Origin of the sequence: Nocardioides sp. PD653-B2, from assembly GCF_002117935.1 — a bacterium.
Lineage (GTDB): Bacteria > Actinomycetota > Actinomycetes > Propionibacteriales > Nocardioidaceae > Nocardioides.
The window spans coordinates 35,897-58,813 of record NZ_BDJE01000051.1 but is presented as its reverse complement, the minus strand read 5'-3'; the positions used below and the strand labels follow the sequence as shown (position 1 = coordinate 58,813).

At 72.9% G+C, this 22,917-nt stretch carries 19 protein-coding genes; 6 read left to right on the top strand and 13 right to left on the bottom strand.

Features of this window, described 5'->3' with window-relative positions:
- Positions 1 to 114 precede the first annotated feature (114 nt).
- Complete coding sequence (locus tag PD653B2_RS21025; protein ID WP_085874366.1) at positions 115 to 891, top strand: SDR family oxidoreductase; 777 nt, start codon at positions 115 to 117, stop codon at positions 889 to 891.
- A gap of 3 nt (positions 892 to 894) precedes the next feature.
- On the opposite strand, the gene PD653B2_RS21020 is transcribed toward PD653B2_RS21025, so the two are convergent.
- A complete protein-coding gene (locus PD653B2_RS21020) occupies positions 895 to 2,121 on the bottom strand; it encodes a serine/threonine-protein kinase (protein WP_085874365.1) in 1,227 nt (408 codons plus the stop codon).
- A 57-nt stretch (positions 2,122 to 2,178) separates the two neighbouring features.
- Here PD653B2_RS21020 and PD653B2_RS21015 point away from each other — a divergent pair, with 57 nt between their 5' ends.
- Positions 2,179 to 3,066: a patatin-like phospholipase family protein gene (locus tag PD653B2_RS21015; protein WP_085874364.1), complete on the top strand. Its 888-nt coding sequence runs from the start codon at positions 2,179 to 2,181 to the stop codon at positions 3,064 to 3,066.
- A 493-nt stretch (positions 3,067 to 3,559) separates the two neighbouring features.
- Complete coding sequence (locus PD653B2_RS25775; RefSeq protein WP_242665385.1) at positions 3,560 to 3,991, top strand: M20/M25/M40 family metallo-hydrolase; 432 nt, start codon at positions 3,560 to 3,562, stop codon at positions 3,989 to 3,991.
- Between the two features lie 6 nt (positions 3,992 to 3,997).
- Here PD653B2_RS25775 and PD653B2_RS21005 read toward each other — a convergent pair whose 3' ends face one another.
- From PD653B2_RS21005 to pdhA, 3 genes are read right to left on the bottom strand one after another with little or no spacing between them, the layout of a single operon-like run.
- Positions 3,998 to 5,374, bottom strand: coding sequence for a dihydrolipoamide acetyltransferase family protein (locus PD653B2_RS21005; RefSeq protein WP_085874363.1), 1,377 nt, complete (start codon positions 5,372 to 5,374; stop codon positions 3,998 to 4,000).
- Between the two features lie 14 nt (positions 5,375 to 5,388).
- Positions 5,389 to 6,375, bottom strand: a complete 987-nt coding sequence (locus tag PD653B2_RS21000) for an alpha-ketoacid dehydrogenase subunit beta (protein ID WP_085874362.1) — start codon at positions 6,373 to 6,375, stop codon at positions 5,389 to 5,391.
- Positions 6,372 to 7,529: a pyruvate dehydrogenase (acetyl-transferring) E1 component subunit alpha gene (gene pdhA, locus PD653B2_RS20995; RefSeq protein WP_414689175.1), complete on the bottom strand. Its 1,158-nt coding sequence runs from the start codon at positions 7,527 to 7,529 to the stop codon at positions 6,372 to 6,374. Before pdhA ends, PD653B2_RS21000 begins: the two co-directional genes overlap by 4 nt.
- Positions 7,530 to 7,709: 180 nt before the next feature.
- On the opposite strand from pdhA, the gene PD653B2_RS20990 reads away from it, so the two are divergent.
- Positions 7,710 to 8,162 carry an SRPBCC family protein gene (locus tag PD653B2_RS20990; protein WP_085874360.1) on the top strand — a complete coding sequence of 151 codons (453 nt, stop codon included), beginning with the start codon at positions 7,710 to 7,712 and terminating at the stop codon, positions 8,160 to 8,162.
- Here PD653B2_RS20990 and PD653B2_RS20985 read toward each other — a convergent pair.
- The 3 genes from PD653B2_RS20985 to PD653B2_RS20975 all read right to left on the bottom strand — a co-directional run bounded on the left by PD653B2_RS20985 (position 8,159) and on the right by PD653B2_RS20975 (position 12,373).
- Positions 8,159 to 9,622, bottom strand: coding sequence for a protein adenylyltransferase SelO (locus PD653B2_RS20985; RefSeq protein WP_085874359.1), 1,464 nt, complete (start codon positions 9,620 to 9,622; stop codon positions 8,159 to 8,161). The two genes, PD653B2_RS20990 and PD653B2_RS20985, sit on opposite strands and share 4 nt — an antisense overlap.
- A 10-nt stretch (positions 9,623 to 9,632) precedes the next feature.
- Positions 9,633 to 10,010, bottom strand: coding sequence for a carboxymuconolactone decarboxylase family protein (locus PD653B2_RS20980; RefSeq protein WP_085874358.1), 378 nt, complete (start codon positions 10,008 to 10,010; stop codon positions 9,633 to 9,635).
- Between the two features lie 197 nt (positions 10,011 to 10,207).
- Positions 10,208 to 12,373, bottom strand: coding sequence for an MMPL family transporter (locus PD653B2_RS20975; RefSeq protein WP_085874357.1), 2,166 nt, complete (start codon positions 12,371 to 12,373; stop codon positions 10,208 to 10,210).
- Between the two features lie 69 nt (positions 12,374 to 12,442).
- Between PD653B2_RS20975 and PD653B2_RS20970 the strand changes: the two genes are divergently transcribed.
- On the top strand, positions 12,443 to 12,841 hold the full coding sequence (locus tag PD653B2_RS20970; RefSeq protein ID WP_242665384.1) for a DUF302 domain-containing protein: 399 nt from the start codon (positions 12,443 to 12,445) through the stop codon (positions 12,839 to 12,841).
- On the top strand, positions 12,841 to 13,104 hold the full coding sequence (locus tag PD653B2_RS20965; RefSeq protein WP_085874356.1) for a metal-sensitive transcriptional regulator: 264 nt from the start codon (positions 12,841 to 12,843) through the stop codon (positions 13,102 to 13,104). Before PD653B2_RS20970 ends, PD653B2_RS20965 begins: the two co-directional genes overlap by 1 nt.
- A gap of 39 nt (positions 13,105 to 13,143) precedes the next feature.
- Here PD653B2_RS20965 and PD653B2_RS20960 read toward each other — a convergent pair whose 3' ends face one another.
- From PD653B2_RS20960 to PD653B2_RS20935, 6 genes are all read right to left on the bottom strand, one after another.
- The gene (locus PD653B2_RS20960) at positions 13,144 to 14,058 is read right to left on the bottom strand and encodes a cation diffusion facilitator family transporter (RefSeq protein WP_085874355.1); all 915 of its coding nucleotides are present in this window, start codon (positions 14,056 to 14,058) and stop codon (positions 13,144 to 13,146) included.
- Positions 14,059 to 14,082: 24 nt separating this feature from the next.
- The gene (locus PD653B2_RS20955) at positions 14,083 to 15,063 is read right to left on the bottom strand and encodes a glutathione S-transferase family protein (protein ID WP_085874354.1); all 981 of its coding nucleotides are present in this window, start codon (positions 15,061 to 15,063) and stop codon (positions 14,083 to 14,085) included.
- Between the two features lie 52 nt (positions 15,064 to 15,115).
- The gene (locus tag PD653B2_RS20950; RefSeq protein ID WP_085874353.1) at positions 15,116 to 16,105 is read right to left on the bottom strand and encodes a zinc-binding metallopeptidase family protein; all 990 of its coding nucleotides are present in this window, start codon (positions 16,103 to 16,105) and stop codon (positions 15,116 to 15,118) included.
- Positions 16,102 to 17,013, bottom strand: a complete 912-nt coding sequence (locus PD653B2_RS20945; protein WP_085874352.1) for a transglutaminase family protein — start codon at positions 17,011 to 17,013, stop codon at positions 16,102 to 16,104. Before PD653B2_RS20945 ends, PD653B2_RS20950 begins: the two co-directional genes overlap by 4 nt.
- Entirely contained in the window at positions 17,010 to 19,472 is a 2,463-nt protein-coding gene (locus PD653B2_RS20940; protein WP_085874351.1) for a circularly permuted type 2 ATP-grasp protein, read from the bottom strand. The genes PD653B2_RS20945 and PD653B2_RS20940 overlap by 4 nt, the downstream gene beginning before the upstream one ends.
- A gap of 67 nt (positions 19,473 to 19,539) precedes the next feature.
- Positions 19,540 to 22,818 (bottom strand): DUF2126 domain-containing protein, encoded by a 3,279-nt coding sequence (locus PD653B2_RS20935; protein ID WP_085874350.1) that lies wholly within the window; start codon positions 22,816 to 22,818, stop codon positions 19,540 to 19,542.
- Positions 22,819 to 22,917: the final 99 nt, after the last annotated feature.

Here is a 22,917-nt window from a genome sequence, read left to right as displayed (position 1 = left end):
TCGCTGTAACGCGGTGTTAGGACCTCTGGTGACCCCGTTAGAACGGGTTCATAGAGGGCCTAACACCGCGTTACAAGCGGCGGAGCGGAACTAGAACGCGTTACCGTTCGGTCCGTGAAGACGTACGTCGTGAGCGGGGCCGCGTCGGGGATCGGGGCGGCGACGAGCGCGCTGCTGCGCGAGCAGGGGCACCGGGTGATCAGCGTCGACCAGCGCGACGCCGACGTGGTCGCCGACCTGTCGACCGCCGAGGGGCGGGCCGCGGCGGTGGCCGGGGTGCAGGCGCTGACCGACGTCGTGCACGGGGTGGTGCCGGCGGCCGGGGTCGGTGGCTTCACCGGGGTCGACCCGCAGCTCGTCGTGTCCGTGAACTTCTTCGGCGCCGTCGCGCTGGTGCGCGGGCTCCAGCCGCAGCTCCAGGCCGCGCACGGCGCGGGCGTCGTGCTGCTCGCCTCCAACTCGATCACCGGCCAGCCGGGCTGGGACACCGGGCTGGCCGACCTCTGCGTCGCCGGCGACGAGCAGGCGGCCCGCGCCGCGGTGGCCGGCCTCGAGGCGGTCATGGTCTACCCGGCGACCAAGGCGGGGCTGGCCTGGTGGGCGCGCCGCGAGGGTGTCTCGCCCGGGTGGGCCGACGCCGGCATCCGGCTCAACTCCGTGGCGCCGGGCCTGATCGCGACCCCGATGACCGAGCAGCTGCGCGCCGACCCGGTGTTCGGCCCGTTCGCCGACGCCTACCCGACGGCGCTCGGCCGGCCCGGACTGCCCGAGGAGGTCGCCCAGGCGATCTGCTTCCTGCTCTCCGACGCCGCGAGCCTGGTCGTCGGCGCGACGCTCTTCGTCGACGGCGGCACCGACGCGATCCTGCACCCGGACCAGCCGCGGCCCTAGCGGTCAGGTCAGGCAGTCGAACGAGGCCGAGGTCAGCGCCTCCTTGATCGCCGGCTTGTCGGCGAGGTCCGGGTCGAGGAACGCCAGGTCGGCGTCGAAGAAGCCGTCCTCGATCAGGCGGTCGAGGCCGACCGCATCGACGACCGTCGTCGCCACGCAGTCGGCCTGGTTCGCCGTCATCGCCCCCTGCTCCACCAGCGCGTCGGCGAACGCCCCCGCCGCCTTCACCTCGTCGCGAGCCGACGGCGTCGAAGCGACGGTCGGGCTCGAGCTCGGCGTCGGCTCGACCACGGGCTCGCCGCCGTCGCCGCGGGTCAGCGCGTACGCCGTGCCGGCCACGACCGCGAGGGCCAGCACGACCACCGCGGCAACGACCCCCAGCCGCCGTCCGTGCCGGGGCGCCGCGACGGGAGCGGGCGCGTCCGGCAGGCGGGCGGCGGCCAGCAGGTCCTCGCGCATCGCGGCCGCCGTCGGGTAGCGGTCCTCGGGCCGCTTGGCCATCGCCGTGCGCAGCACCCGGTTGACCGCGGCGACCTGCGGGCTCGCCCCGTCCAGCTGCGGCACCGGCTGCTCGAGGTGGGCGCGCACGACCTCGTAGTCCGAGCTGCCGGCGTACGGCGTCCGCCCGCTCAGCGTCGCCCACAGCAGGCAGCCCAGCGAGTACACGTCGGAGGCGACCCCGGCGGTGCCGCCCGTGTGCAGCTCGGGCGCCATGTACGACGGGGTGCCGATCGTGCCGGTGCTCGTCGCGCCGCTCCCCAGCGGGCGGGCGATGCCGAAGTCGCAGAGATGGACGCGGAGCCGGGGGACGCGGCGGATCAGCACGTTCGCGGGCTTGATGTCGCGGTGCACCAGCCCGGCGGCGTGGGCGTCCGCGAGCCCGGACGCCACCTGCCCGATCAGGTCGAGCGCGACGGGGATCGGCGGGGCACCGTGCTCGCGCAGCAGCCGGCCGAGGTCGCCGTCCGGCACGAGCTGGGTGGCGATCCAGAGCTGGCCGGCGTCCTCGCCGTGCGCGTAGACGTGCACGACGTGCTCGGACGTCAGGGCGGCCTGGGCGCGCGCCTCCCGCGTGAACCGCTCACGGAAGACCGGGTCGTCGGCGAGCTGCGGCGAGATCACCTTGAGCGCGACCGGGCGCTCGAGGCCGGTGTCCCAGGCTTCGTGCACCACGCCCATGCCGCCGCTGCCGAGGCGGCGGACGATGCGGTACGGCCCGAGCGTGTCCACGCGCCCCTCCTACCCGGAGCACGCGCGCTTCACGCCGCCGCTCCGTAGGGTGGGGGTATGTCCTCGCTGCGCGTGGCCCTGGCGCTCGGCTCCGGCGGCGCCCGCGGCTACGCCCACATCGGCGCGGTCGAGGAGATCCGTGCCCGCGGCCACGAGATCGTCGCGGTCGCCGGCTCGTCGATGGGCGCGCTCGTGGGTGGCCTCATGTGCGCCGGCCACCTCGACGAGTACACGCAGTGGGCACGGTCCCTCAGCCAGCGCGACGTGATCCGGCTCCTCGACCCGAAGTGGTCGGCCCCGGGCGCCATCGGCGCGGGGCGGATCTTCGACGAGGTCGAGCGCCTCGTCGGCGGGCTGCAGATCGAGGACCTGCCGGTCGCGTTCACCGCGGTCGCGACCGACCTCCACGCGCGCCGCGAGGTGTGGTTCCAGCGGGGACCGCTCACCTCGGCGCTCCGGGCCTCGATCGCCATCCCGGGCGTGATCACCCCGGTCGTCATGAACGGCCGCCTGCTGGCCGACGGCGGGCTGATGAACCCGGTGCCGATCGAGCCGACGGCCGCCTCGGCCGCCGACCTCACCGTCGCGATCTCGCTGCAGGGCGCCCGCACCGCCCGCGAGCCGGCCACGCCGGCCCGTGAGCCCGCGCCCTCGACCTGGCGCGAGGAGCTCGTCGAGCGGGTACGCCGCACCGTCGGTCGCCCCGCCGAGCCCGACTCCGAGCCCACCCTCCTCGACCAGCTGCGCATCTCGGACGTCGTCGGCATGTCGATGGACGCGATGCAGGGCCTGATCACCCGCTACCGGATGGCCGGGCTGCCGCCGGACGTGCTGGTGACCGTGCCGGTCGGCGCGGCCCGCTCCCTCGACTTCCACCGCGCCGCCGAGATGATCGAGCTCGGCCGCACGCTCACGGCCGCGGCGCTCGACGCCGCGGGCCGCTGACCGGACCATTCGCGCCGATTTCCCGACGCCGCGAGGCGTCCGGGTCCTACCGTGTGCACGCGCCCGCTTCACCCGAGAGGATGGCTCGTGTCCCACCGTGACCTCACCGACGTCGAGCTGCGCGCGCTCGCGTTCGTCGACGAGCGCGAGCTGGTGCGCGACCTCGTCGACCTGATCGCCGTGCCCTCGGTGAGCGGCACCGACGCCGAGTGCGACGTGCAGCACCGGCTGTCCAAGCAGCTGCGCGAGCTGGACCTCGACGTCGACCTCTGGTCGCTGGACCTCCCGGCGCTCACCTCCGACCCCGCCTTCCCCGGCTGGGAGGCTCCCCGCGAGGAGGCCTGGGGCCTGGTCGCGACGAGCGGTCCGGGCGAGCCCGAGCTGGTGCTGCAGGGTCACGTCGACGTCGTCCCGGCGGGCGACCCGACGACCTGGCGCACGGACCCGTTCACGGCGACGCTCGAGGGCCGCCGCGTGCACGGACGCGGGAACAGTGCCGGACCTGCTGGTCGCCGAGGGTCGGCTGGGCGTCGCGCTCGGCGAGGACCCGGCCGACGCCCGCGCCGAGCTCGAGGAGGCGGTCGCGGAGGCCGCCACCGCAGATGCCTGGCTGCGGGAGCACCCGCCGGTCGTGGCGTGGACCGGCGGCCAGTTCGCCAGCGGGACCTACGTCGAGGACGACCGCACCCTCTTCGACCTCGTCTCCGCCGCGCACGCCGACGTGACGCGCGGGCCGCGGCCGCGCGAGCGCGGGGCGCCGTACGGGAGCGACCTGCGGCTGTACGCCGAGGCCGGCATCCCGACGCTGCACTACGGGCCCGGCGACGTCCGGCTCGCCCACGGACCGCACGAGGCGGTCGACGTGGACGAGCTGGTCGCCGTCACCGAGAGCCTGGTGCTGGCGCTGGTGCGCGCCTGCTCCTGACCCCCCTCAGTAGAGAAGTGCGGACGCGGGGTCCTCGAGCATCCCGGCCACGTCGGACAGGAAGCGCGAGCCCTTCTCGCCGTCGATGTGCCGGTGGTCGAACGACAGCGCCAACGTGGTGACCTGACGCACGGCGATCTCGTCGTCGACCACCCAGGGCGCCTTCTTGATCGCGCCGAAGCACAAGATCGCCGACTCCCCCGGGTTGATGATCGGGGTGCCGCCGTCGACGCCGAACGGACCGACGTTCGTGATGGTGAACGTGCCGCCGCTCATCTCCGCCGGCTGCGTCCTGCCCTCGCGCGCGGTGGCGGTCAGCGCGTTGAGCGCCTGCGCCAGCTCGAGCAGCGAGAGGTCCTGGGCGTCCTTGACGTTCGGGACGACCAGGCCGCGCGGGGTGGCCGCGGCGATGCCGAGGTTCACGTAGCTCTTGAACACGACCTCGCCGGCCGGCTCGTCCCAGACCGAGTTGATCTCCGGCGTGCGGCGCATCGCGAGCATCACGGCCCGCGACAGGACGAGCAGTGGCGAGACCTTCACGTCGCGGAACTCGCGACGGCCCTTGAGCCGCTCGACGAACTCCATCGTGCGGGTCACGTCGATGCTCACCCACTCGGTGACGTGCGGGATGGTGAACGCGGAGCTCACCATCGCCTGGCCCATCATCTTGCGGACGCCCTTGATCGGCTCGCGCGTCTCCCTCGCCTCGGTGGTTGAGGTGCGCGGCGCGCCAGCGCCGAGCCTCGAAACCTCCGAGGTGCCGACCGCGGCGTGCACGTCCTCGCGCGAGACGGTGCCGTCCTTGCCGGTCGGCGTCAGCGTCGACAGGTCGACCCCGAGGTCCTTCGCCAGCTTGCGCACCGGCGGCTTGGCCAGCGTGCGCAGGGCAGCGGGCGTCTCCGGCACCGCCGCGACCGCAGGTACCGCGGGCTCGAGCTCCTCGGCCTCCACCATCGGTGCCGCACCGGACTCGAAGGCCGCCTGCGCCTGCATGTGGGCGGCGGCCGCACCGGACGCGACCTTGCGGGCGCGTCGTACGGGACCGCGGTCGGCCTTGTTGCGGCCGACCAGGCTCTCGCCCTCGCCGCCGCCGGAGGCGGCCGGATTGGACAGGTCGATCTCCGCCGGCTGCTGGGCCGGGGCCTCGTCGGCGTCACCGATCGCGATGATCGGGGTGCCGACCGGCACCATCTCGCCCTCGGCGGCCATCAGGGCGGTGACCGTGCCGGCGAACGGCGACGGCAGCTCGACGACCGACTTCGCGGTCTCGATGTCGACGATGATGTCGTTGATCGCGACGACGTCGCCGACCTTGACCTTCCAGCTGACGATCTCGGCCTCGGTCAGGCCCTCGCCCACGTCGGGCAGCTTGAACTCAGACATCAGAACTCCTCGCCCTAGAACTCAAGGGAACGGTCGACGGCGTCCAGGACCCGGTCGAGGTCGGGGAGGTAGTCCTCCTCGATCCGCGACGGCGGGTAGGGCGTGTCGAACGCGCCGACCCGCAGCACCGGCGCCTCCAGCGAGTAGAAGCACTGCTCCATGATCCGTGCGGAGATCTCCGCCCCCATGCCGAGGTTGACGTGCGCCTCGTGGGTGATCACGGCGCGGCCGGTGCGGCGCACGGACTCGTAGACCGGGCCCATGTCGAGCGGCGAGAGCGTGCGCAGGTCGATGACCTCGAGCGACTTGCCCTCACCGGCAGCGGCCTCGGCGGCCTTCATCGCGGTCTTCACGGTGGGGCCGTAGGCGAGCACGGTGACGTCGGTGCCGCGGCGTACGACGCGCGAGGTGAAGAGCGGCTCGGGCGTCGCGGTGTCGTCGAGGTCGGCCTTGTCGGCGTGGTACTGCCGCTTCGGCTCGAGGAAGATCACCGGGTCGTCGCAGGCGATCGCCTGCTGGATCATCCAGTAGCCGTCCACCGGGTTGGAGCAGGCCACCACCTTGAGGCCGGGCGTGTGCGCGAACTGCGCCTCCGGCGACTCGCTGTGGTGCTCGACCGCACCGATGCCGCCACCGAACGGGATCCGGATGACCATCGGCATCTTGGACTTGCCCTGGCTGCGGAAGGTCATCTTCGCGACCTGGCAGACGATCTGGTCGTACGCCGGGTAGACGAACCCGTCGAACTGGATCTCCACGACCGGCCGGTAGCCGCGCAGCGCCAGGCCGACCGCCGTACCGACGATGCCGGACTCCGCGAGCGGGCTGTCGATGACGCGGTCCTCGCCGAAGTCCTTCTGCAGGCCGTCGGTGATCCGGAAGACGCCGCCGAGCTTGCCGACGTCCTCGCCCATGAGGAGGACCTTCGAGTCGTCCTCCATCGCCTTGCGCAGACCCATGTTGAGGCCCTTGGCGAGGGTGATCTTCTGCGTCTCGCTCATGCGCGGGCCCCCTCGAACGACGCGAGGTAGGCCTCGAAGCCGGCCCGCTGCTCCTCGAGCTCGTCGGTCAGCTCGGTGTAGACGTGGTCGAAGATGCTCAGCGGCGCCGGGTCGGGCAGCGCCTTGCACCCCTCGCGGAGCCGGACGCCGAGCTCGTCGGCCTCCTGCTGGACGGCGGCGATGAACTCGTCGTCGGCCAGGCCGTTGCGCCGCAGGTAGACCTCGATCCGGGCGATCGGGTCCTTGAGCTTCCAGCGCTCGAGGTCATCGGAGAGCCGGTAGCGGGTCGGGTCGTCGGTCGTGGTGTGGGCACCCATCCGGTAGGTGTAGGCCTCCACGAACGTCGGGCCCTGGCCGTCGCGGGCCCGCTGCAGGGCGGCCTGCGTGACGGCGTACGTCGCGAGGACGTCGTTGCCGTCGACACGGACGCCGGGGAAGCCGAAGCCGAGAGCCCTCTGGTAGAGCGGGATCCGCGTCTGGCGCTCGATCGGCTCGGAGATGGCCCACTGGTTGTTCTGGCAGAAGAACACGACCGGTGCGTTGTAGGACGCGGCGAAGATGAAGGCCTCGTTGACGTCGCCCTGGGAGGACGCGCCGTCGCCGAAGTGGGCGATCACCGCGGCGTCGCGGTCGGGGTCGCCGGTGCCGACGTCACCGTCGCGCTGGATGCCCATCGCGTAGCCGGTGGCGTGCAGCGTCTGGGCGCCGATCACGATCGTGTAGAGGCCGAAGTTGTTCTCGGCCGGGTCCCACGAGCCCTGGTCGACGCCACGGAAGAGCCCGAGCAGGTCGAGCGGGTCGACGCCCTTGCACCAGGCGACGCCGTGCTCGCGGTAGGTCGGGAAGACGTAGTCCTGGGGGCGCAGCGCGCGGCCGGCACCGATCTGCGCGGCCTCCTGGCCGAGCAGCTGGGCCCAGATGCCGAGCTCGCCGTGCCGCTGGAGGGCGGTGGCCTCGGTGTCGATCCGCCGGGTGAGCACCATGTCGCGGTAGAAGCCGCGGACCTGCTCGGCGGGGAAGTCGAGGTCGAACTCCGGGTGGTGGACCCGCTCACCCTCGGGGGTCAGGAGCTGGATCAGCTCCGGACCACCGTCCTGCTGCGAGGGTCCGAAGACCTCCGCGAGGTCCGGGCCGAAGCCTGGCTGCTGCGTCACGAGCACTCCTTCGAGTTCACCGGCGTCGGCGGGGTCTCCGCGTGCCGAGGTCATATCGGTCCGGGTCGTCGGGGCGCGGGGATGGTGCGCCCTGTGACCCGGAACACAATCGTGCCCCGCCAACCTACCTGCGTCATCCTCGGCGTCGCCAATCGTGCGGGCCCTCCGTAGGGTCGTGGCATGAGTGCCTCCGACGTCTCCGCCAGCACGACCGTCTCCGCTCCGCCGGACGTCGTGTTCGCGATCCTGGCCGATCCCCGCCAGCACGCCCGGATCGACGGCTCCGGGACCGTCCGCGACGCGGTCGACGGGCCCGAGCGGCTCGAGCTCGGGTCGACCTTCGGGATGAACATGAAGATCGGGGCGCCGTACCGCACCAAGAACCGGGTCGTGGAGTACGACGCCAACCGGCTGATCGCCTGGCGCCACTTCGGGACGCACCGCTGGCGCTACGAGCTGGAGCCGGTCGACGGCGGCACCCGCGTCACCGAGACGTGGGACCTGAGCCACTGCAACGCGCCGACCAAGCTGGTCTACGGCCTCCTCGGCTACCCGAAGCGGCACCAGAAGGGCATCGAGCAGACGCTGGTGAAGCTCAAGGCCGCGGCCGAGCAGGACGCGGCGAAGGCCTAGGTGCCGCAGAAGGTCCGGTAGTCGCCGAAGCTCTCGGGCGCCGGGGCCGCGTACTCCTCGAGACCCGGGCGCGCGTCGTACGGCGCGCCGACGGCCGCCACCAACCGCTCGAGCGGGGCGAGGTCTCCCCCGGTCGCCGCGGTGAGCGCGGCCTCGACCAGGTGGTTGCGCGGGATGTAGACCGGGTTGACCCGGTCCATCGCGTCGCCGTCCGGCCCGAGCGCGCGCCAGCGCTCGGCCCACGCGTCGAAGGCCGCGAGGTCGAGGAAGTGCCCGCGGGCCGGCTCGGCGTCGCCGCGGGCGGCCGACCCGAGCGCGCGGAAGAACGACGTGAGGTCGACGCGGCTCGCCTGCAGCAGCGGGAACAGCTCGTCGACCAGCGCCTTCTCGACGGCCTCGTCGAGGCCGTCGGGCAGCCCGAGCTTCGCCCGCATCCCGGTCGCCCAGGCGGCGCTGTAGTGCGGCCGGAACGTGCCGAGCGACTCGACGGCGACGGCGACCGCCTGGTCCTGGTCGTCGTGGATCAGCGGCAGCAGCGCCTCGGCGAGCCGGGCGAGGTTCCACTCCGCGATGACGGGCTGGTTGCCGTAGGCGTAGCGGCCCGTCTCGTCGATCGAGCTGAAGACGGTCGCCGGGTCGAAGGCCTCCATGAACGCGCACGGGCCGTAGTCGATCGTCTCGCCCGAGATCGTCATGTTGTCGGTGTTCATCACCCCGTGCACGAACCCGACGAGCATCCACCGGGCCACCAGCGACGCCTGGGCGCCGACGACGGCCTCGAACAGCGCGACGTACGGGTTCTCGGCCGAGGACGCCTCGGGGTGGTGGCGCGCGATCGCGTGGTCGGCGAGCCGGCGCGAGAGCTCGACGTCGCCCTGCGCCGCGGCGTACTGGAAGCTGCCGACGCGCAGGTGGCTGCTCGCCACCCGGGCCAGGACGGCGCCGGGCAGCACGGTCTCACGACGGACCGGGCGTCCGGTCGCGACCACGGCCAGCGCGCGGGTGGTGGGGATGCCGAGGGCGTGCATCGCCTCGCTGACGACGTACTCGCGCAGCATCGGGCCGACGGCGGCCAGCCCGTCGCCGCCGCGGGCGAAGGGTGTCCGGCCCGAGCCCTTCAGGTGCAGGTCGCGCAGGCGCCCGTCGGCGTCCGTGAGCTCGCCGAGCAGCAGGGCGCGACCGTCGCCCAGCCGGGGGCTGAACCCGCCGAACTGGTGCCCGGCGTAGACCTGGGCGACCGGGTTGGCGCCGGGCGGGACGAGGTTGCCGACCAGCATCCGGGAGCCGTCCGGGCTCCGCAGGGAGCCCGGGTCGAGCCCGAGCCCGGCCGCCAGCGGCTCGTTGAGCACGAGCAGCTGCGGGTCGGGTGCCTCGTCGGCCTGCCAGGGCAGGGCCAGCTCGGGCAGCTCCCGTGCGAAGCGGTCGTCGAGGCTGATGGTCGAGGGGAGAGCGAGACTCACGCTGTCGAGGCTACGTGGCGGGCGTGGCGAGCGCGTCCGCGAACTCGCAGAACGCGTCGTACGCGCGGGGCCCGTGGATGGTGGCGGGGCCGCCCTTCATCAGGAACGTGACGCCGATGGCCTCTGCGGCCTCCTGCTTGGTGGCACCGGCCCGGGCGGCCGCCTGGGCGTGGGAGGCGATGCAGCCGTCGCAGCCCTCGACGACGCCGATCGCGAGGGCGATCAGCTCCTTGGTGCGCTGGTCGAGCGCGCCCGGCGCGAAGGCGGCCTGGTGCAGCTCCCCGAACCCCTTGTAGACGTCGGGGACCGCGCGGCGCAGCTCGCGGTGGAGCGGGTTGAGCGCGTCGAGCACGTCCTTGCCGTGCGCGTGCTCGGTGGTCGTGGTCATGACCGGCCCCCGAACAGCCGTCCGAGGAGGCCGGACCCCTCGCCCTTCGGGTGGTCGCGGGGGCAGCGCGCGGCGCGCGGGACTCCGGCCAGGGCACGCTCGACGTGGCGACCGCACCCCGCCCAGCTCGGCTTGCCGCAGGTCCTGCAGGTGACTGCGTGACACATGGTGGTGGCTCCTTCTCGTCGTGGTGCTGGTCAGCTGTGGGAGAAGCGGATGGTGGGCAGGAGACGGGTGAGCCAGGCCGGTGCCCACCAGGCGGCGTGGCCGGTCAGGCGGAGCAGCACGGGCAGCAGGACCAGCCGGACCAGGAACGCGTCGAGCAGGACGGCGACGCCGAGCACGATCCCCATCTCCTTGGGCGGCAGCGGCCCGGAGAGCGCGAAGGTGAAGAACACCGCGACCATGACGGCTCCGGCCGCGAAGATGACGCGCCCCGAGTGGGCGAGGGAGCCGACCATGGCGTCCTTCGGGTCTCCCGAGTGCTCGTAGTGCTCCTTGGCCGAAGCCAGCAGGAACACGGTGTAGTCCATGGCGATCGCGAAGATCATCGCGAAGAAGAACACCGGCGCCCACGCGTCGAGGAAGCCCTGGTGCTCGAAGCCCAGGGAGCCCGAGCCCCACCCCTCCTGGAAGACCAGCCGCGCGACGCCGAAGGCCGCCGCCGTCGAGAGCAGGCTGGCGAGCGTGCCGAGCACCGCGATGAGCGGCGCCTGGAGCGCGATGAGGAGCAGCAGGAAACCGAGCACCAGGATCACGCCGATCACCAGCGGCGTGGAGTCGTCGAGCTGGGTCTTGAGGTCGAGGTTCTCGACCGCCGCTCCCCCCACGACCGCGGAGTCGGGCAGGTCGGCGCGGAGCCGGTCCACGGTCGCGGACAGCTCGGGGTCGGACGGGTCGACGGTGGGCACCGCCTGGATCAGCACGTACGACGAGCCGTCGGGCGCGGGGATGCCGGGCATCGTCCCAGCGATCCCCGGGTCGCTGCCGAGGACCTCGGAGGCGGCCTCGGCGTCTCCCTGGCGCACGACGACCTGCAGGGCCCCGGGCGCACCGGGCCCGAAGGACTCCTGCACCAGGTCGTAGCCGATGCGGGCGGACGCGCTCTCGGGGAGCACCTTGATCGACGGCATGGCCGTCTTGAGTCCCACGATCGGGGCTGCCAGCGCGAGGAGCACGACCAGCGAGGCGAGGCCCCACACGACCGGGCGCTTCCAGAGCCGCTCGCCCCAGGCGGCGAACTTCGGCGAGCGGTGCTCACCGGTGTGCACCCACGGCAGTGCGAACCGGTTGATCCGGTGGTCGAGCTTGGCGAGCACCACCGGGAGCAGGGTCAGGGTCGCCGCGAGCACGAAGAGGACCGCGAGCATGATCCCGCCCGCCATCGAGCGGAAGGACGGCGACGGCACCAGCATCACGGCCGACAGCGAGATCAGGACGGTCGCGCCGGAGAGCAGCACCGCCTTGCCCGCCGTGTCCATGGTCTCGGCGATCGCCTGCCGTGGGCTCTCGTGGTGGCCCAGGCGAGCGGCCCGGAAGCGCACCACGAGGAACAGCGCGTAGTCGATACCGAGAGCGAGCGCGAACATCATCGCGAAGTTCATCGCCCAGATGGAGACGGGCACGACGTGGCTGATCAGGACCAGGGAGCCCGCCGACGCGACCAGGCCGGCGAGCGTGAGGATCAGCGGCAGGCCCGCAGCGACCAGGGCACCGAAGGCCAGCACCAGGATGGCGAGGGTGACCGGCCAGGAGACCATCTCCGACTTCAGCATCGCGGACAGGTTGGCCTCGTTGAAGTCCGACCACAGCAGGGAGGCGCCGGTCGGGTTGACCTCGACACCCCCGCTCGAGAGGTCCTGCAGCGGGCCCTTGAGGTCGTCGGCGACGCGGACCATCTCATGGGGGTCCGCGGCGGCTCCGGCCAGCAGCACGGCGGTCGTGCCGTCCTCGCTCAGGGTCGCGCCGGGCTGCGGCTGGACCACATCAGCGATCCGCGGGTCCGCCTCGAGCATCGAGGTGGCCCGGGCCAGGACCTGCCGGCCGGCCCCGGCCGTGACCGGACCGTCGGTGGAGTGCACGACGACCTGGATCGCGGTGGAGGCGTTGCCGCCGAAGTGCTCCTGCGCGAGCTCGCGGGCCGCGACGGAGTCGGATCCGTCGGCCTGCCAGCCGGCGCCCGAGAGCTCCGACTCGACCCGTGGCGCGAAGATGCCGAGGCCGACGATCAGCAGGAGCCAGACGACGACCGTGAACCGGGAGTGGTCGACCACCCAGACACCGAGGCGGCCGAGAGGACCCGGGCGATAGCCGATCTCGGGATCGATCCCGGCGGAGTGACGATGGGCGTCCGTGGCGGTCATGTGAAATACCCTAGGCGGTATCCGTTACGATTTCCAAATACCCCCTGGGGTACCCGACGATCCGGAGAGATGATGACCACCTACACCCTGAGCACCACCGTGCCCCTGCCCTACGACGACGCCGTCGCGGCTACCCGGGCCGCCCTGGCCGAGCAGGGCTTCGGCGTCCTCACCGAGATCGACATCGCGGCCACGTTGAAGGCCAAGCTCGACGTCGACGTGCCCCCGCAGGTCATCCTCGGCGCCTGCCGGCCGCCGCTGGCGCACGCGGCGCTCCAGGTCGACCCGTCGGTCGCGGCGATGCTGCCGTGCAACGTCGTCGTACGATCCGTGGGCGCGGACACCTGTGTCGTCGAGGCGTTCGACCCGGCCGTGATGACGCAGATCGTCCCCGACCTGGCGCCGATCGCGGCCGAGGCCGGGCAGCGCCTGACCGCGGCCCTGGCCGCTCTCACCGAGGAGCACTGATGGAGCTGGACCCCACCGAGATGACCCCGGTCATCAACCGGATCAAGCGCGCTCGAGGCCAGCTGGACGGCGTCCTGCGCATGCTCGAGGCGGGGCAGGACTGCGAGGACGTCGTCACCCAGCTGGCCGCGGTCTCGAAGGCACTGGACCGGGCGGGCTTCGCCATCGTCGCGAGCGGCCTCCAGCAGTGCCTCACGAACGGCGACGGCCTCGACAGCGTCGACGTGAAGAAGATGGAGAAGCTCTTCCTCTCGCTGGCCTGACCGCCGCGGCAGACTCGGTCGACCGGGGCAGCCCGCAGCTCAGTGCACCTCTCCGAGGTCCTCGTGGTCCTGGTGGGAGACGGGCTCGACCTGGAAGGTCGAGTGGCGCAGGTCGAAGTGCTCGGCGGTGCACGCGCAGAGCCGGTCGAGGATGCCGCCGACACCCGCCTCGTCGAGCGCCTCCTGGGTGACGGTGACATGCGCGGAGAGGCTGGACATGCCGCTGGTGATGGTCCAGGCGTGCAGGTCGTGGACGTCGACGACGCCGGGCATCTCGAGGAGGTGCCGCCGCACGTCGTCGAGGTCGAGGCCGGTCGGCGCGACCTCGAGCAGCACCAGCGCCGAGTCCCGGATCAGGACGATCGACCGCGGCAGGATCAACGCGGCGATGAGCAGGGACGCGATCGAGTCGGCGCGGTGTGAGCCCCCCAGCAGGATCACGACACCGGCGGCCACGGCGAGGAGCGAGCCGAGCAGGTCGGCGAGGACCTCGTTGAAGGCGCCGCGCATGTTCAGCGAGCCCGTGTCGGAGCGGTGGAGGACCGCCAGCGAGACCGCGTTGGCGATCAGCCCGACGGCGGCGAACGCGATCATCGGTCCGGCGTCGACCTCGGCAGGATCGACGAGCCGGGAGATGCCGGCCCACGCGAGGTAGCCGCAGACCACCAGCAGCACGACGGCGTTGACGAGCGCGGCGAGGATCTCCAGGCGGTGCAGGCCGAACGTCGAGCGCGGGCCGCCGCCGCGCGAGGCGACGTACGACGCCCCGAGCGCCAGCACCACGGCCGCCGCGTCGGTCAGCATGTGGCCCGCGTCGGCGAGCAGCGCGAGCGAGCCGGTCAGCAGCGCGCCGACGACCTCGACGACCATCACGACCGCCGTCACGGCGAGCACGATCCTCAGCCGGGCGCGGTCCTCCGCGCGGCCGGTGGCGTGATCGTGGTCGTGACCCATGCGGTCATCATGGCAAGTCCCGGGTCAGCCGAGGTGCTCCCGCCCGTGCGGCGTCAGCCAGACCTCGGGCTCCGGGCCCTGCGGCACGATGCCGGACGGGTTGATGTCGCGGTGGACGACGTAGTAGTGCTTCTTGATCTGGTCGAAGTCGATCGTGTCGCCGAAGCCCGGTGTCTGGAAGAGGTCGCGCGCGTAGCCCCACAGCGCCGGCATCTCGGTCAGCTTGTTGCGGTTGCACTTGAAGTGGCCGTGGTAGACGGCGTCGAAGCGCACCAGCGTGGTGAAGAGGCGGACATCGGCCTCGGTGACCGCGTCGCCCATCAGGTAGCGGCGGTCGGTGAGCCGCTCCTCGAGCCAGTCCATCGCGGTCCACAACCGGTCGTAGGCACCGTCGTACGCCTCCTGCGAGCCGGCGAAGCCGCAGCGGTAGACGCCGTTGTTGACCTCGGTGAAGACCCGCTCCATGACCTCCTCCATCTCGTCGCGGAGGTCGTCGGGCCAGAGGTTCGGGGCGCCGTCCTTGTGGAAGTCGCGCCACTCGAAGAAGAGGTCGTGGGTGATCCACGGGAAGTCGTTGGTGACGACCTTGCCGCTGCTCTCCTCGACGATCGCCGGGACGGTGATCCCGCGCGGGTAGTCGGGGAACCGCGCGAAGTAGGCCTGCTGCAGCCGCTCGATGCCGAGCACCGGGTCGACGCCACCCGGGTCGAGGTCGAAGGTCCAGCTGCGCTGGTCGTGCGTCGGACCGGCCAGACCGAGCGAGATGACGTCCTCGAGGCCGAGCAGCTCGCGCACGATGATCGCGCGGTTCGCCCACGGACAGGCCGCCGCGGCGACCAGCCGGTAGCGGCCCGGCTCGACCGGCCACAGCTCACCCCCGACGGGGCCGTGCTCGGGGGTGCGGGCGTCCTGGGTGATCCGGTCCGGAATGTAGTTCATGTCCCGGTCGAAGCCCTTCCCCTTCTCGACGTACGACGTGTCCTGGCCCTCACCCGAGTCGCTCATGCCGCCAGCCTAGATGAGGGTTCAACGACGTCGTCGATCGAGCAGGTGCTGCTCACGAGGGCTCGGCGAGGGACGCGACGAACGCGAGCTTGTCGAGGACCGGCGGCGGGATGACGAACGGGTAGAGGTCCTCCTTGCCCATCGAGCGGTTGACCATGTTGAGCGCGATCGAGAGCGGCACCCACACCCCGTTGACCAGGTCGCGGAAGTCGGAGAAGACCGACACCGACGCGACCGAGGTCAGGCCGAACTCGGAAGCGGTCTCGACGGTGTCACAGATGTGCAGGTAGTGCGCCCAGGTCTCGGCGAAGTCCTCGAACGGGTGCATGGTGGCGTACGTCGAGATGTACGCCTCCTCCCACCCGGCCGGCGGACCCTCGGCGTAGTGCCGGTCGATCTCGGCCTGGTAGTCCTTCGACTCGTCACCGAAGAGCTCACGGCAGCGCGCGAAGCGCTCGTCGCCCCGCACCAGCTGCCACTCGTAGTAGTGGCCGACCTCGTGGCGGAAGTGGCCGAGCATCGTGCGGTACGGCTCGGCGAGCTGGGCGCGGACCTTCTCGCGGTACGCCGCGTCGCTCTCGGCCAGGTCGATGGTGATCAGGCCGTCCTCGTGCCCGATCACGACGTTCTCGTCGACGCTGGAGAGCAGGTCGAACGCCAGCCCGTTGTCCGGGTCGGTGTCCTTGCCGACGACCGGGAAGCCGAGCACGTCGAGCTCGCGGATCAGGTGCCGCTTCGCCTGCTCGGCGGCCGGGTAGTTCTCGAGACCGACCGGGTCGTCGTCCGCCGGGCGGGTGCGGGTCAGCTGGCAGGAGAAGCACCGGCCGCCCTCGACCGACGCCAGCCAGGTGCAGCCCGAGAGGTTGAGGTTGACGCAGATGTGCCAGATCAGCCCGGCCGCGTCGACGTACCTCCCGGTCTCGTCGACGGGCACGATCGCGCCCTCGGAGCGGGAGAACGCCAGCGCGGTCCCGCAGGAGACGCAGACGGAGTTCTCGAAGTAGAGCGGGTTGTCGCACACCCGGCAGCGGTAGGACTTCACGAGCCCGCCGTACCCACCGCGCCGGCGTCCGACTCGCCCAGCGCATCCACGTCGACGGAGACCAGGAGCGTGGACCGCTTGGCCTCGCTGAAGATGACGCCCTTCACGGGCGGTACGTCGCCGTAGTCGCGGCCCCACGCCACGGTGACGTAGCGGTCGCCGACCCACTGGTCGTTGGTCGGGTCGACCGCGAGCCACTGGTCGTCGCCGGCCCACACCGCGACCCAGGCGTGCGACGCGTCGGCGCCGACCACCCGCTCGCGGCCGGGCGGAGGCTCCGTGGCGAGGTAGCCGCTGACGTAGCGCGCGGCGAGGCCGTGCGAGCGCAGGCAGGCCAGGGTCAGGTGGGCGAAGTCCTGGCAGACGCCGGCCCGCTCGGCGAAGATCTCCGGCACCGTGGAGGTCACCGTCGTGGCGGCCTCGTCGTAACGGAACTCCGTGTGGATGCGGTGGACGAGGTCGGTGACGGCCTCGCCGAGAGGACGCCCGCGGGTGAGCGATCCGGCGCCGTACGCCCGCGCCTCGTCGGTGTGCTCGACGAGGGCGGACGCCAGCGCGAAGTCGGTCGCCAGCCACGCGCCGGGCTGCTCGGGCCGCACCAGCGGGCGCGCGTACTCCCACGGCCGGTACACCAGCGCCGCGTCGACGTACGGCGCCTCGACGCTCACCTCGCTGACGCCCTCCACCACGAGCGAGCGGTGCGGGGTGGTCACCTGGAAGTACGTCGCGGTGTTGCCGTAGAAGTCGATGTCGTGCGAGACGTCGCCGGGCGCGGGGTCGACATGCAGGGCGTACGACGAGACGGCCTGCCACGGCAGCTCGCGCGGCACCAGGTGGGCGACGCCGAGGCTGTCGGTGACGTCGTCGTCGTAGGAGTAGGTCGTGGTGTGCGAGACGCGGTACCTCACGACGGCCCCAGCTGCCGGGGAGCGGGCCCGCTCGCGAAGTGGACGTGCGCCATCGCGTCGGCCAGCCGGCCGAGCTGGAGCACGAAGCCGTCGAGGAACGCCGCGAGGTTGGGTCGGCCCACGCCGCCGATGGTGACCAGCGCGGCGACCTCGGTGCGGTCGAGGTCGGCGAGCAGGTCCTCGACCAGCCGCTCCGGCCGGCTCGACCCGGTCGACCCCGGCAGGCGGGTCAGGTGGTCGCGGGTCGCCTCGAGCGAGAACCGCACCGAGCGCGGGTTGTCGGCGTCCATCAGCAGGAGGTCGAGCACGCCGGCCGGGCGGACGTAGCCGCGGTAGCGCCGACGGTGGGTGACCGCGCTCTCGGTCGCCGCGAGCACGGCGTTGAGCACCTCGCGGTCGACGTCGATGCCGCGCCGGACCGTGGTCGTGGCGCGCAGCAGGTGAGCGACCTGCGCGGCCCGCTCCAGGGCGCGCCCGGCACCCAGGACGTGCCAGCCGGGGTCGCGGATCATGCTCGCGGTGACACCCTGCAGCGAGAGGATGCCGGTCAGCATCCGGCCCGCGCTCTCGGCGATCTGGTGGCTGTGGGGCGACGACCGGAGCGCCTCGGCGGCCCGGTCCGTGGCGCCGAACGCACGCCAGGTGTCGGGGGAGAGCTGGTCGCGGACACCCAGCAGCGAGTCGCGCAGCGCGGCCAGCCCGTGGGCGACCGAGCCGGTCCGGCCGGCGTCGAGCAGCAGCGATCGGAACTCCTCGTCGAGGTCGTCGTGCTGCCGCCCGGCGAGGCGGTGCAGGCCGTCCATCACCACGGCCAGGCTCTCGCCGCCGGTCGAGCGCGGGCGGGTGCGGTAGTCGTCGGCGAGCGCGTGCGCGGTGATCACCAGGCGGAGCAGGTCCTCGACCCGCTCGGCGTAGCGGCCGGACCAGAACATGTCCTCGAGCACGCGCGGCACCAGCACCGCCGTCGACCGCGCGGCCGTCATCGGCAGCACGCCGGACAGTCCCTGGTCGGGGTCGCCGGGCGCGGCCTTGAGCACCCACACGTCCTTGGCGCAGACCGGGCGGCCGCCGTCGGCGCCGTGCACGGTGGCGAGGCCGCCGACGAGCGGGCGGTACGCCGAGCCGTAGCGCAGCGTGAAGGTGCGCAGCGTCAGCGGGCGCGGCACCGGGCCGGCCGGCGTCCAGGTCGGCGACTGCGAGAGCGGCAGCCGCTCCTGCCCGACGTAGCGGTGCGGCTCGTCGAGCAGGCGCTCGCGGAGCCGGTCGGCGCCCAGCCCGTCGAGCGCGTCGGCGGCCCCGTCGATGGGGCGTACGGCGAGCCGGTCGAGGTGGTCGAGCACGTGGCCGAGGCCGTCGGGCTCGCCGCACCACCAGGTCGGCACGGACGCCAGCCGGAGCGGCTCGCCGAGCAGCGCCTCGCAGGCGGCGGGCAGGTAGGGCAGCAGGCCGGGGTTCTCGAGGACGCCGGCGCCGAGACCGTTGACGACCCGCACCCGGCCGCGGCGCACCGCCTCGACCAGCCCGGCCACGCCGAGCTGGGAGTCGCCGCGCAGCTCGAGCGGGTCGCTCCAGGCCGCGTCGACCCGGCGCAGGATCACGTCGACGCGCTCGAGCCGGCCGGCGCCGCCGGGCACCTTGAGGTCGACCCAGCCGTCGCGGACGACCAGGTCGCTGCCCTGGACCAGCGGGAAGCCGAGCGCCGAGGCCACGAAGGCCTGGTCGTAGGCCGTCTCCGAGTGCGTGCCGGGCGAGAGCACGACCACCCGCGGGTCCGCCAGGTCGCCCTGCGCGGACTGGATCAGCGCGGAGCGCAGCGCCCAGAAGTACGGCTCCATCCGGTGCAGGCCGGCCTCGCGGTAGAGCTCGGGCAGCACCCGCGAGATGACCCGCCGGTTCTCCATCGCGTAGCCGATGCCGGACGGCGCCTCGGCCCGGTCGCCCAGCACCCGCCACTCGCCGGTCGCGTCCCGGCCCAGGTCGGTGGCCGCGAGCACGAGGGGCCGCGGGTCGATCGCGGCGGGACGGGCGACGACCCGGGTGAAGCCGGCGTGCGCGAAGACCACCGCGGCCGGGATGACGCCGTCGGCGAGCAGCCGCTGCTCGCCGTACAGGTCGACGAGCAGCGCGTTGAGCAGCTCGGCACGCTGCGCGAGCCCGGTCTCCAGCGGCGTCCACGACGGGGCGTCGATGACCAGCGGCACCGGGTCGAGCCGCCACGCACCCTGGCCCTGGCCGGGCCGCGCATAGGTGACGCCGTCGTCGGCGAGGAAGCGCGCGATGTCGCCGTCGACGCGGTGCAGGTCGCCGGCCGTGATGCCGACGGCGACCTCGGCCAGGCCCTTCCACGCCGCCCGGAGGGAGCCGTCGGGACCGACGACCTCGTCGTAGCGGCCGCGCTCGCCCTCGTCGCCGAGCGTCGGCTGGGACAGCGCGACCGCGTAGTCCCGCAGTGCGCTCATCGGGGTCCCCGCGGCGTTGTCGGACGGAGGAGCGAAGCGGGGGAGGCCGAGAACGGCGTGGGGTGATTCATCGGCCCGGGACCCGGCGCAGGTCGAGCGTGTGCGGGTACTCCTCGCTGGCGGCGCGGCGGCCGGCCTCGCGCACGGCACCGACGTCGATCCGGCCGGCGGTGTGGCCGCGCGGCTCGAAGCGGCTGCGCCGGCGCGACTCCGCCTCGTGGGCGTTGACCGGCGGGTGGTCGTAGGAGCGGCCGCCCGGGTGGACGACGTGGTACGTCGCGCCGCCCATCGATGCCTCGGCGGAGACGTCGACGACGTCGACGTGGAGCGGCGCGTGCACCTCGATGGACGGGTGCAGCGCCGACCACGGCTGCCAGGCGCGGAAGCGGACGCCGGCGTAGTAGCTGCCGGGCACACCCGTCGACGTCAGCGGCACGGGGACACCCTGACAGGTCACGAGGTGCCGCGTCGGGTCGATCCCGCGGACGAGGACCTGCAGCCGCTCGACGGAGGAGTCGACGTAGCGAGCGGTGCCGCCGGCGGTCGTCTCCTCGCCGAGCACGTGCCACGGCTCGATGGCCTGCCTGAGCTCCAGCTCGACGTCACCGATCGTCGTCATCCCGATCCGCGGGAAGCGGAACTCCGTGAAGGGGTCCAGCCACGAGTCCTCGAAGGGGATCTGGGCCGCGCGCAGGTCGGCGGTCACCTCGGCCAGGTCGCGGGTCGCGCCCTGGGGCAGCAGGAAGTCCTCGTGCAGGGCGGTGCCCCACCGCACCAGCGGCGCGGTCAGCGGGCGCTCCCAGAACATCGCGACCAGGCTGCGCACCAGCAGCGCCTGGAGCAGCGCCATCTGCGGGTGCGGCGGCATCTCGAAGCCGCGCAGCTCGAGCAGGCCGAGTCGGCCGCGCGAGGAGTCCGGGCTGTAGAGCTTGTCGACGCAGAACTCGGCCCGGTGCGTGTTGCCGGTCAGGTCGGTGAGCAGGTGCCGCAGCGCGCGGTCGACCAGCCACGGTCGCGGCTCACCCCCGCCGCTGGCCTGCTCCGCGGTCAGCCGGGCGATCTCGGCGAACGCGATCTCCATCTCGTAGACCGCCTCCGGGCGGCCCTCGTCGAAGCGCGGCGCCTGGCTGGTCGGGCCGATGAAGCGGCCGGAGAAGAGGTACGACAGCGCCGGGTGCCGCTGCCAGTAGGTGATCAGGCTGACCAGCAGGTCCGGCCGGCGCAGCAACGGGGAGTCGGCCGGCTGGGTGCCACCGAGGGTGAGGTGGTTGCCGCCGCCGGTTCCGGTGTGCAGCCCGTCGAGGTCGAACTTCTCCGTGGTCAGCGCGCTGTGCCGCGCGGCGTCGTACAACGTCGTGGTGAGCTCGCGCTGCTCCGCCCAGCTGGCCGTCGGCTGGACGTTGACCTCGATGACGCCGGGGTCGGGCGTGACCACGAGCTGGGTCAGCCGCGGGTCCGGCGGCGGGCCGTAGCCCTCGAGCACGACCGGGCCGCCGACGCGGCGGACGGTCACCTCGACGAGGCGGAGCAGGTCGGCGTAGTCCTCGAGCCGCTCGGTCGGCGGCAGGAAGACGAAGACGTGACCGTCGCGCGCCTCGAACGTCAGCGCGGTGGTCGGGGCGCCCTCGGCGTCGGCGACCCGCACCGGCGGGACGATCGGGTGCAGCGGCGGGCCCGCCTCGAGGTAGGACGGCTCGCCGGTGAACTCCGGGTCCTCCCACGCGACCGCGTCGAGCGGCAGGCGCAGGCCGACCGGCGACGTGCCGGGCGTGAGCACCAGGCGGCCGCGGCGGAAGCGCCACGCGGGGCTGGTCCACCCGTCCTCGCCGGTGACGATCGGCAGCACCCAGCCGACGGGCGACTCCCGGCCGTCGAGGACGTCGAGGGCGTCCCGGTCGAGCCCGTCCGGGTCGCCCTGCAGGGGCTCTCCCTGCGGACGGCGCAGGTCGGCGGCCAGCGCCGCGAGCGGGTCGTCGTACGCCGCGAGCAGGTGGTCGCCCGGCAGGCCGAGGGTCTCGGTCACCCGGCGCGCGAGCGCCTCGGCGCGAGCCGGGGCATCCGGGTCGGGCTCGCCGTCCCACGGGTCGGCGAAGAGGCTCGGGTCCTCCCACAGCGAGACGCCGTCGGTGCGCCACTGGAGCGCGATGTTCCAGCGCGGCAGCGGCTCCCCGGGGTACCACTTGCCCTGGCCGCGGTGCACGACGCCGCCCGCGGCGTAGATCTCCTGGAGCCGCCCGGCGAGCTGGTTGGCGAGCGCCCGCTTCTCCGGGCCGTCGGCCTCGGTGCTCCACTGCGCGGTGGTCGCGTCGTCGCGCGAGACGAAGGTCGGCTCGCCGCCCATGGTCAGGCGCACGTCGCCGGCCCGCAGCCGCTCGTCGACGGCCTCGCCGAGCGCGTCGATGCGCGCCCACTGGTCCTCGGTGTACGGCTGGGTGACCCGTGGGTCCTCGTGGATCCGACGGACCTCGTTGTGGAAGGAGAAGGCCGTGTCGGCCGCGCCGGTGACGCCGCCCTCGATCGGCGCGGCCGCGCTCGGGTGCGGCGTGGCGGAGAGCGGGATGTGGCCCTCACCGGCGAAGAGCGCCGACGTCGGGTCCAGGCCGATCCAGCCGGCGCCGGGGACGAACACCTCCGCCCACGCGTGCAGGTCGGTGAAGTCGACGGCGGTCCCGGTCGGGCCGTCCAGGCCGATCATGCTGTCCTGGTCGGGGGCGAGCTGGACGAGGTAGCCGGAGACGAACCGGGCGGCCAGGCCGTACTGACGCAGCAGGCTGACCAGCAGCCAGGCGCTGTCGCGGCAGGAGCCGATCGCGAGCTGCAGGGTCTCGTCGGGCGACTGGACACCGGCCTCCATCCGCACGGAGTAGGCGACGTCGCGGTTGACCGCGGCGTTGAGGCCGGCCAGGAACAGCACCGTCGGCATGCCCTCGTCCGGGAGCTCGGGCCGCGCCTCGCGCCAGGCCTCGGCACCGTCGCTGCCGTCGACCGGGCGCAGGTACGGCGCGAGGTCGGCGGCCAGCGCCGGGGCGTAGGTGAAGGGGAACGTCTCGGCGTACTCCTCGACGAAGAAGTCGAGGGGGTTGATCACCATCAGGTCGGCGACCACGCCGACCGTGATCTCGAGCTTCGTCGCCTTCTCCGGGAAGACGATGCGGGCCAGCCAGTTGCCGAACGGGTCCTGCTGCCAGTTGAGGAAGTGGTTCTTCGGCGTGACGTCGAAGGAGTAGGCCTCGATCGGGGTCCGGCAGTGCGGCGCGGGCCGTAGCCGGACGACGTGGGGTCCGAGCTCGACCGGCTCGGAGTACTCGTACGTCGTCCGGTGTTCGAGCGCGACCTTGACCGACATGCGGCACAGCCTGCCCGGTTTCGTTGCCGGCACGTAACCGGACCGGATACCGGCCCACCCGAAGCGCTGACCCGTCGCGAGTGCACCGTCCCGGAACGC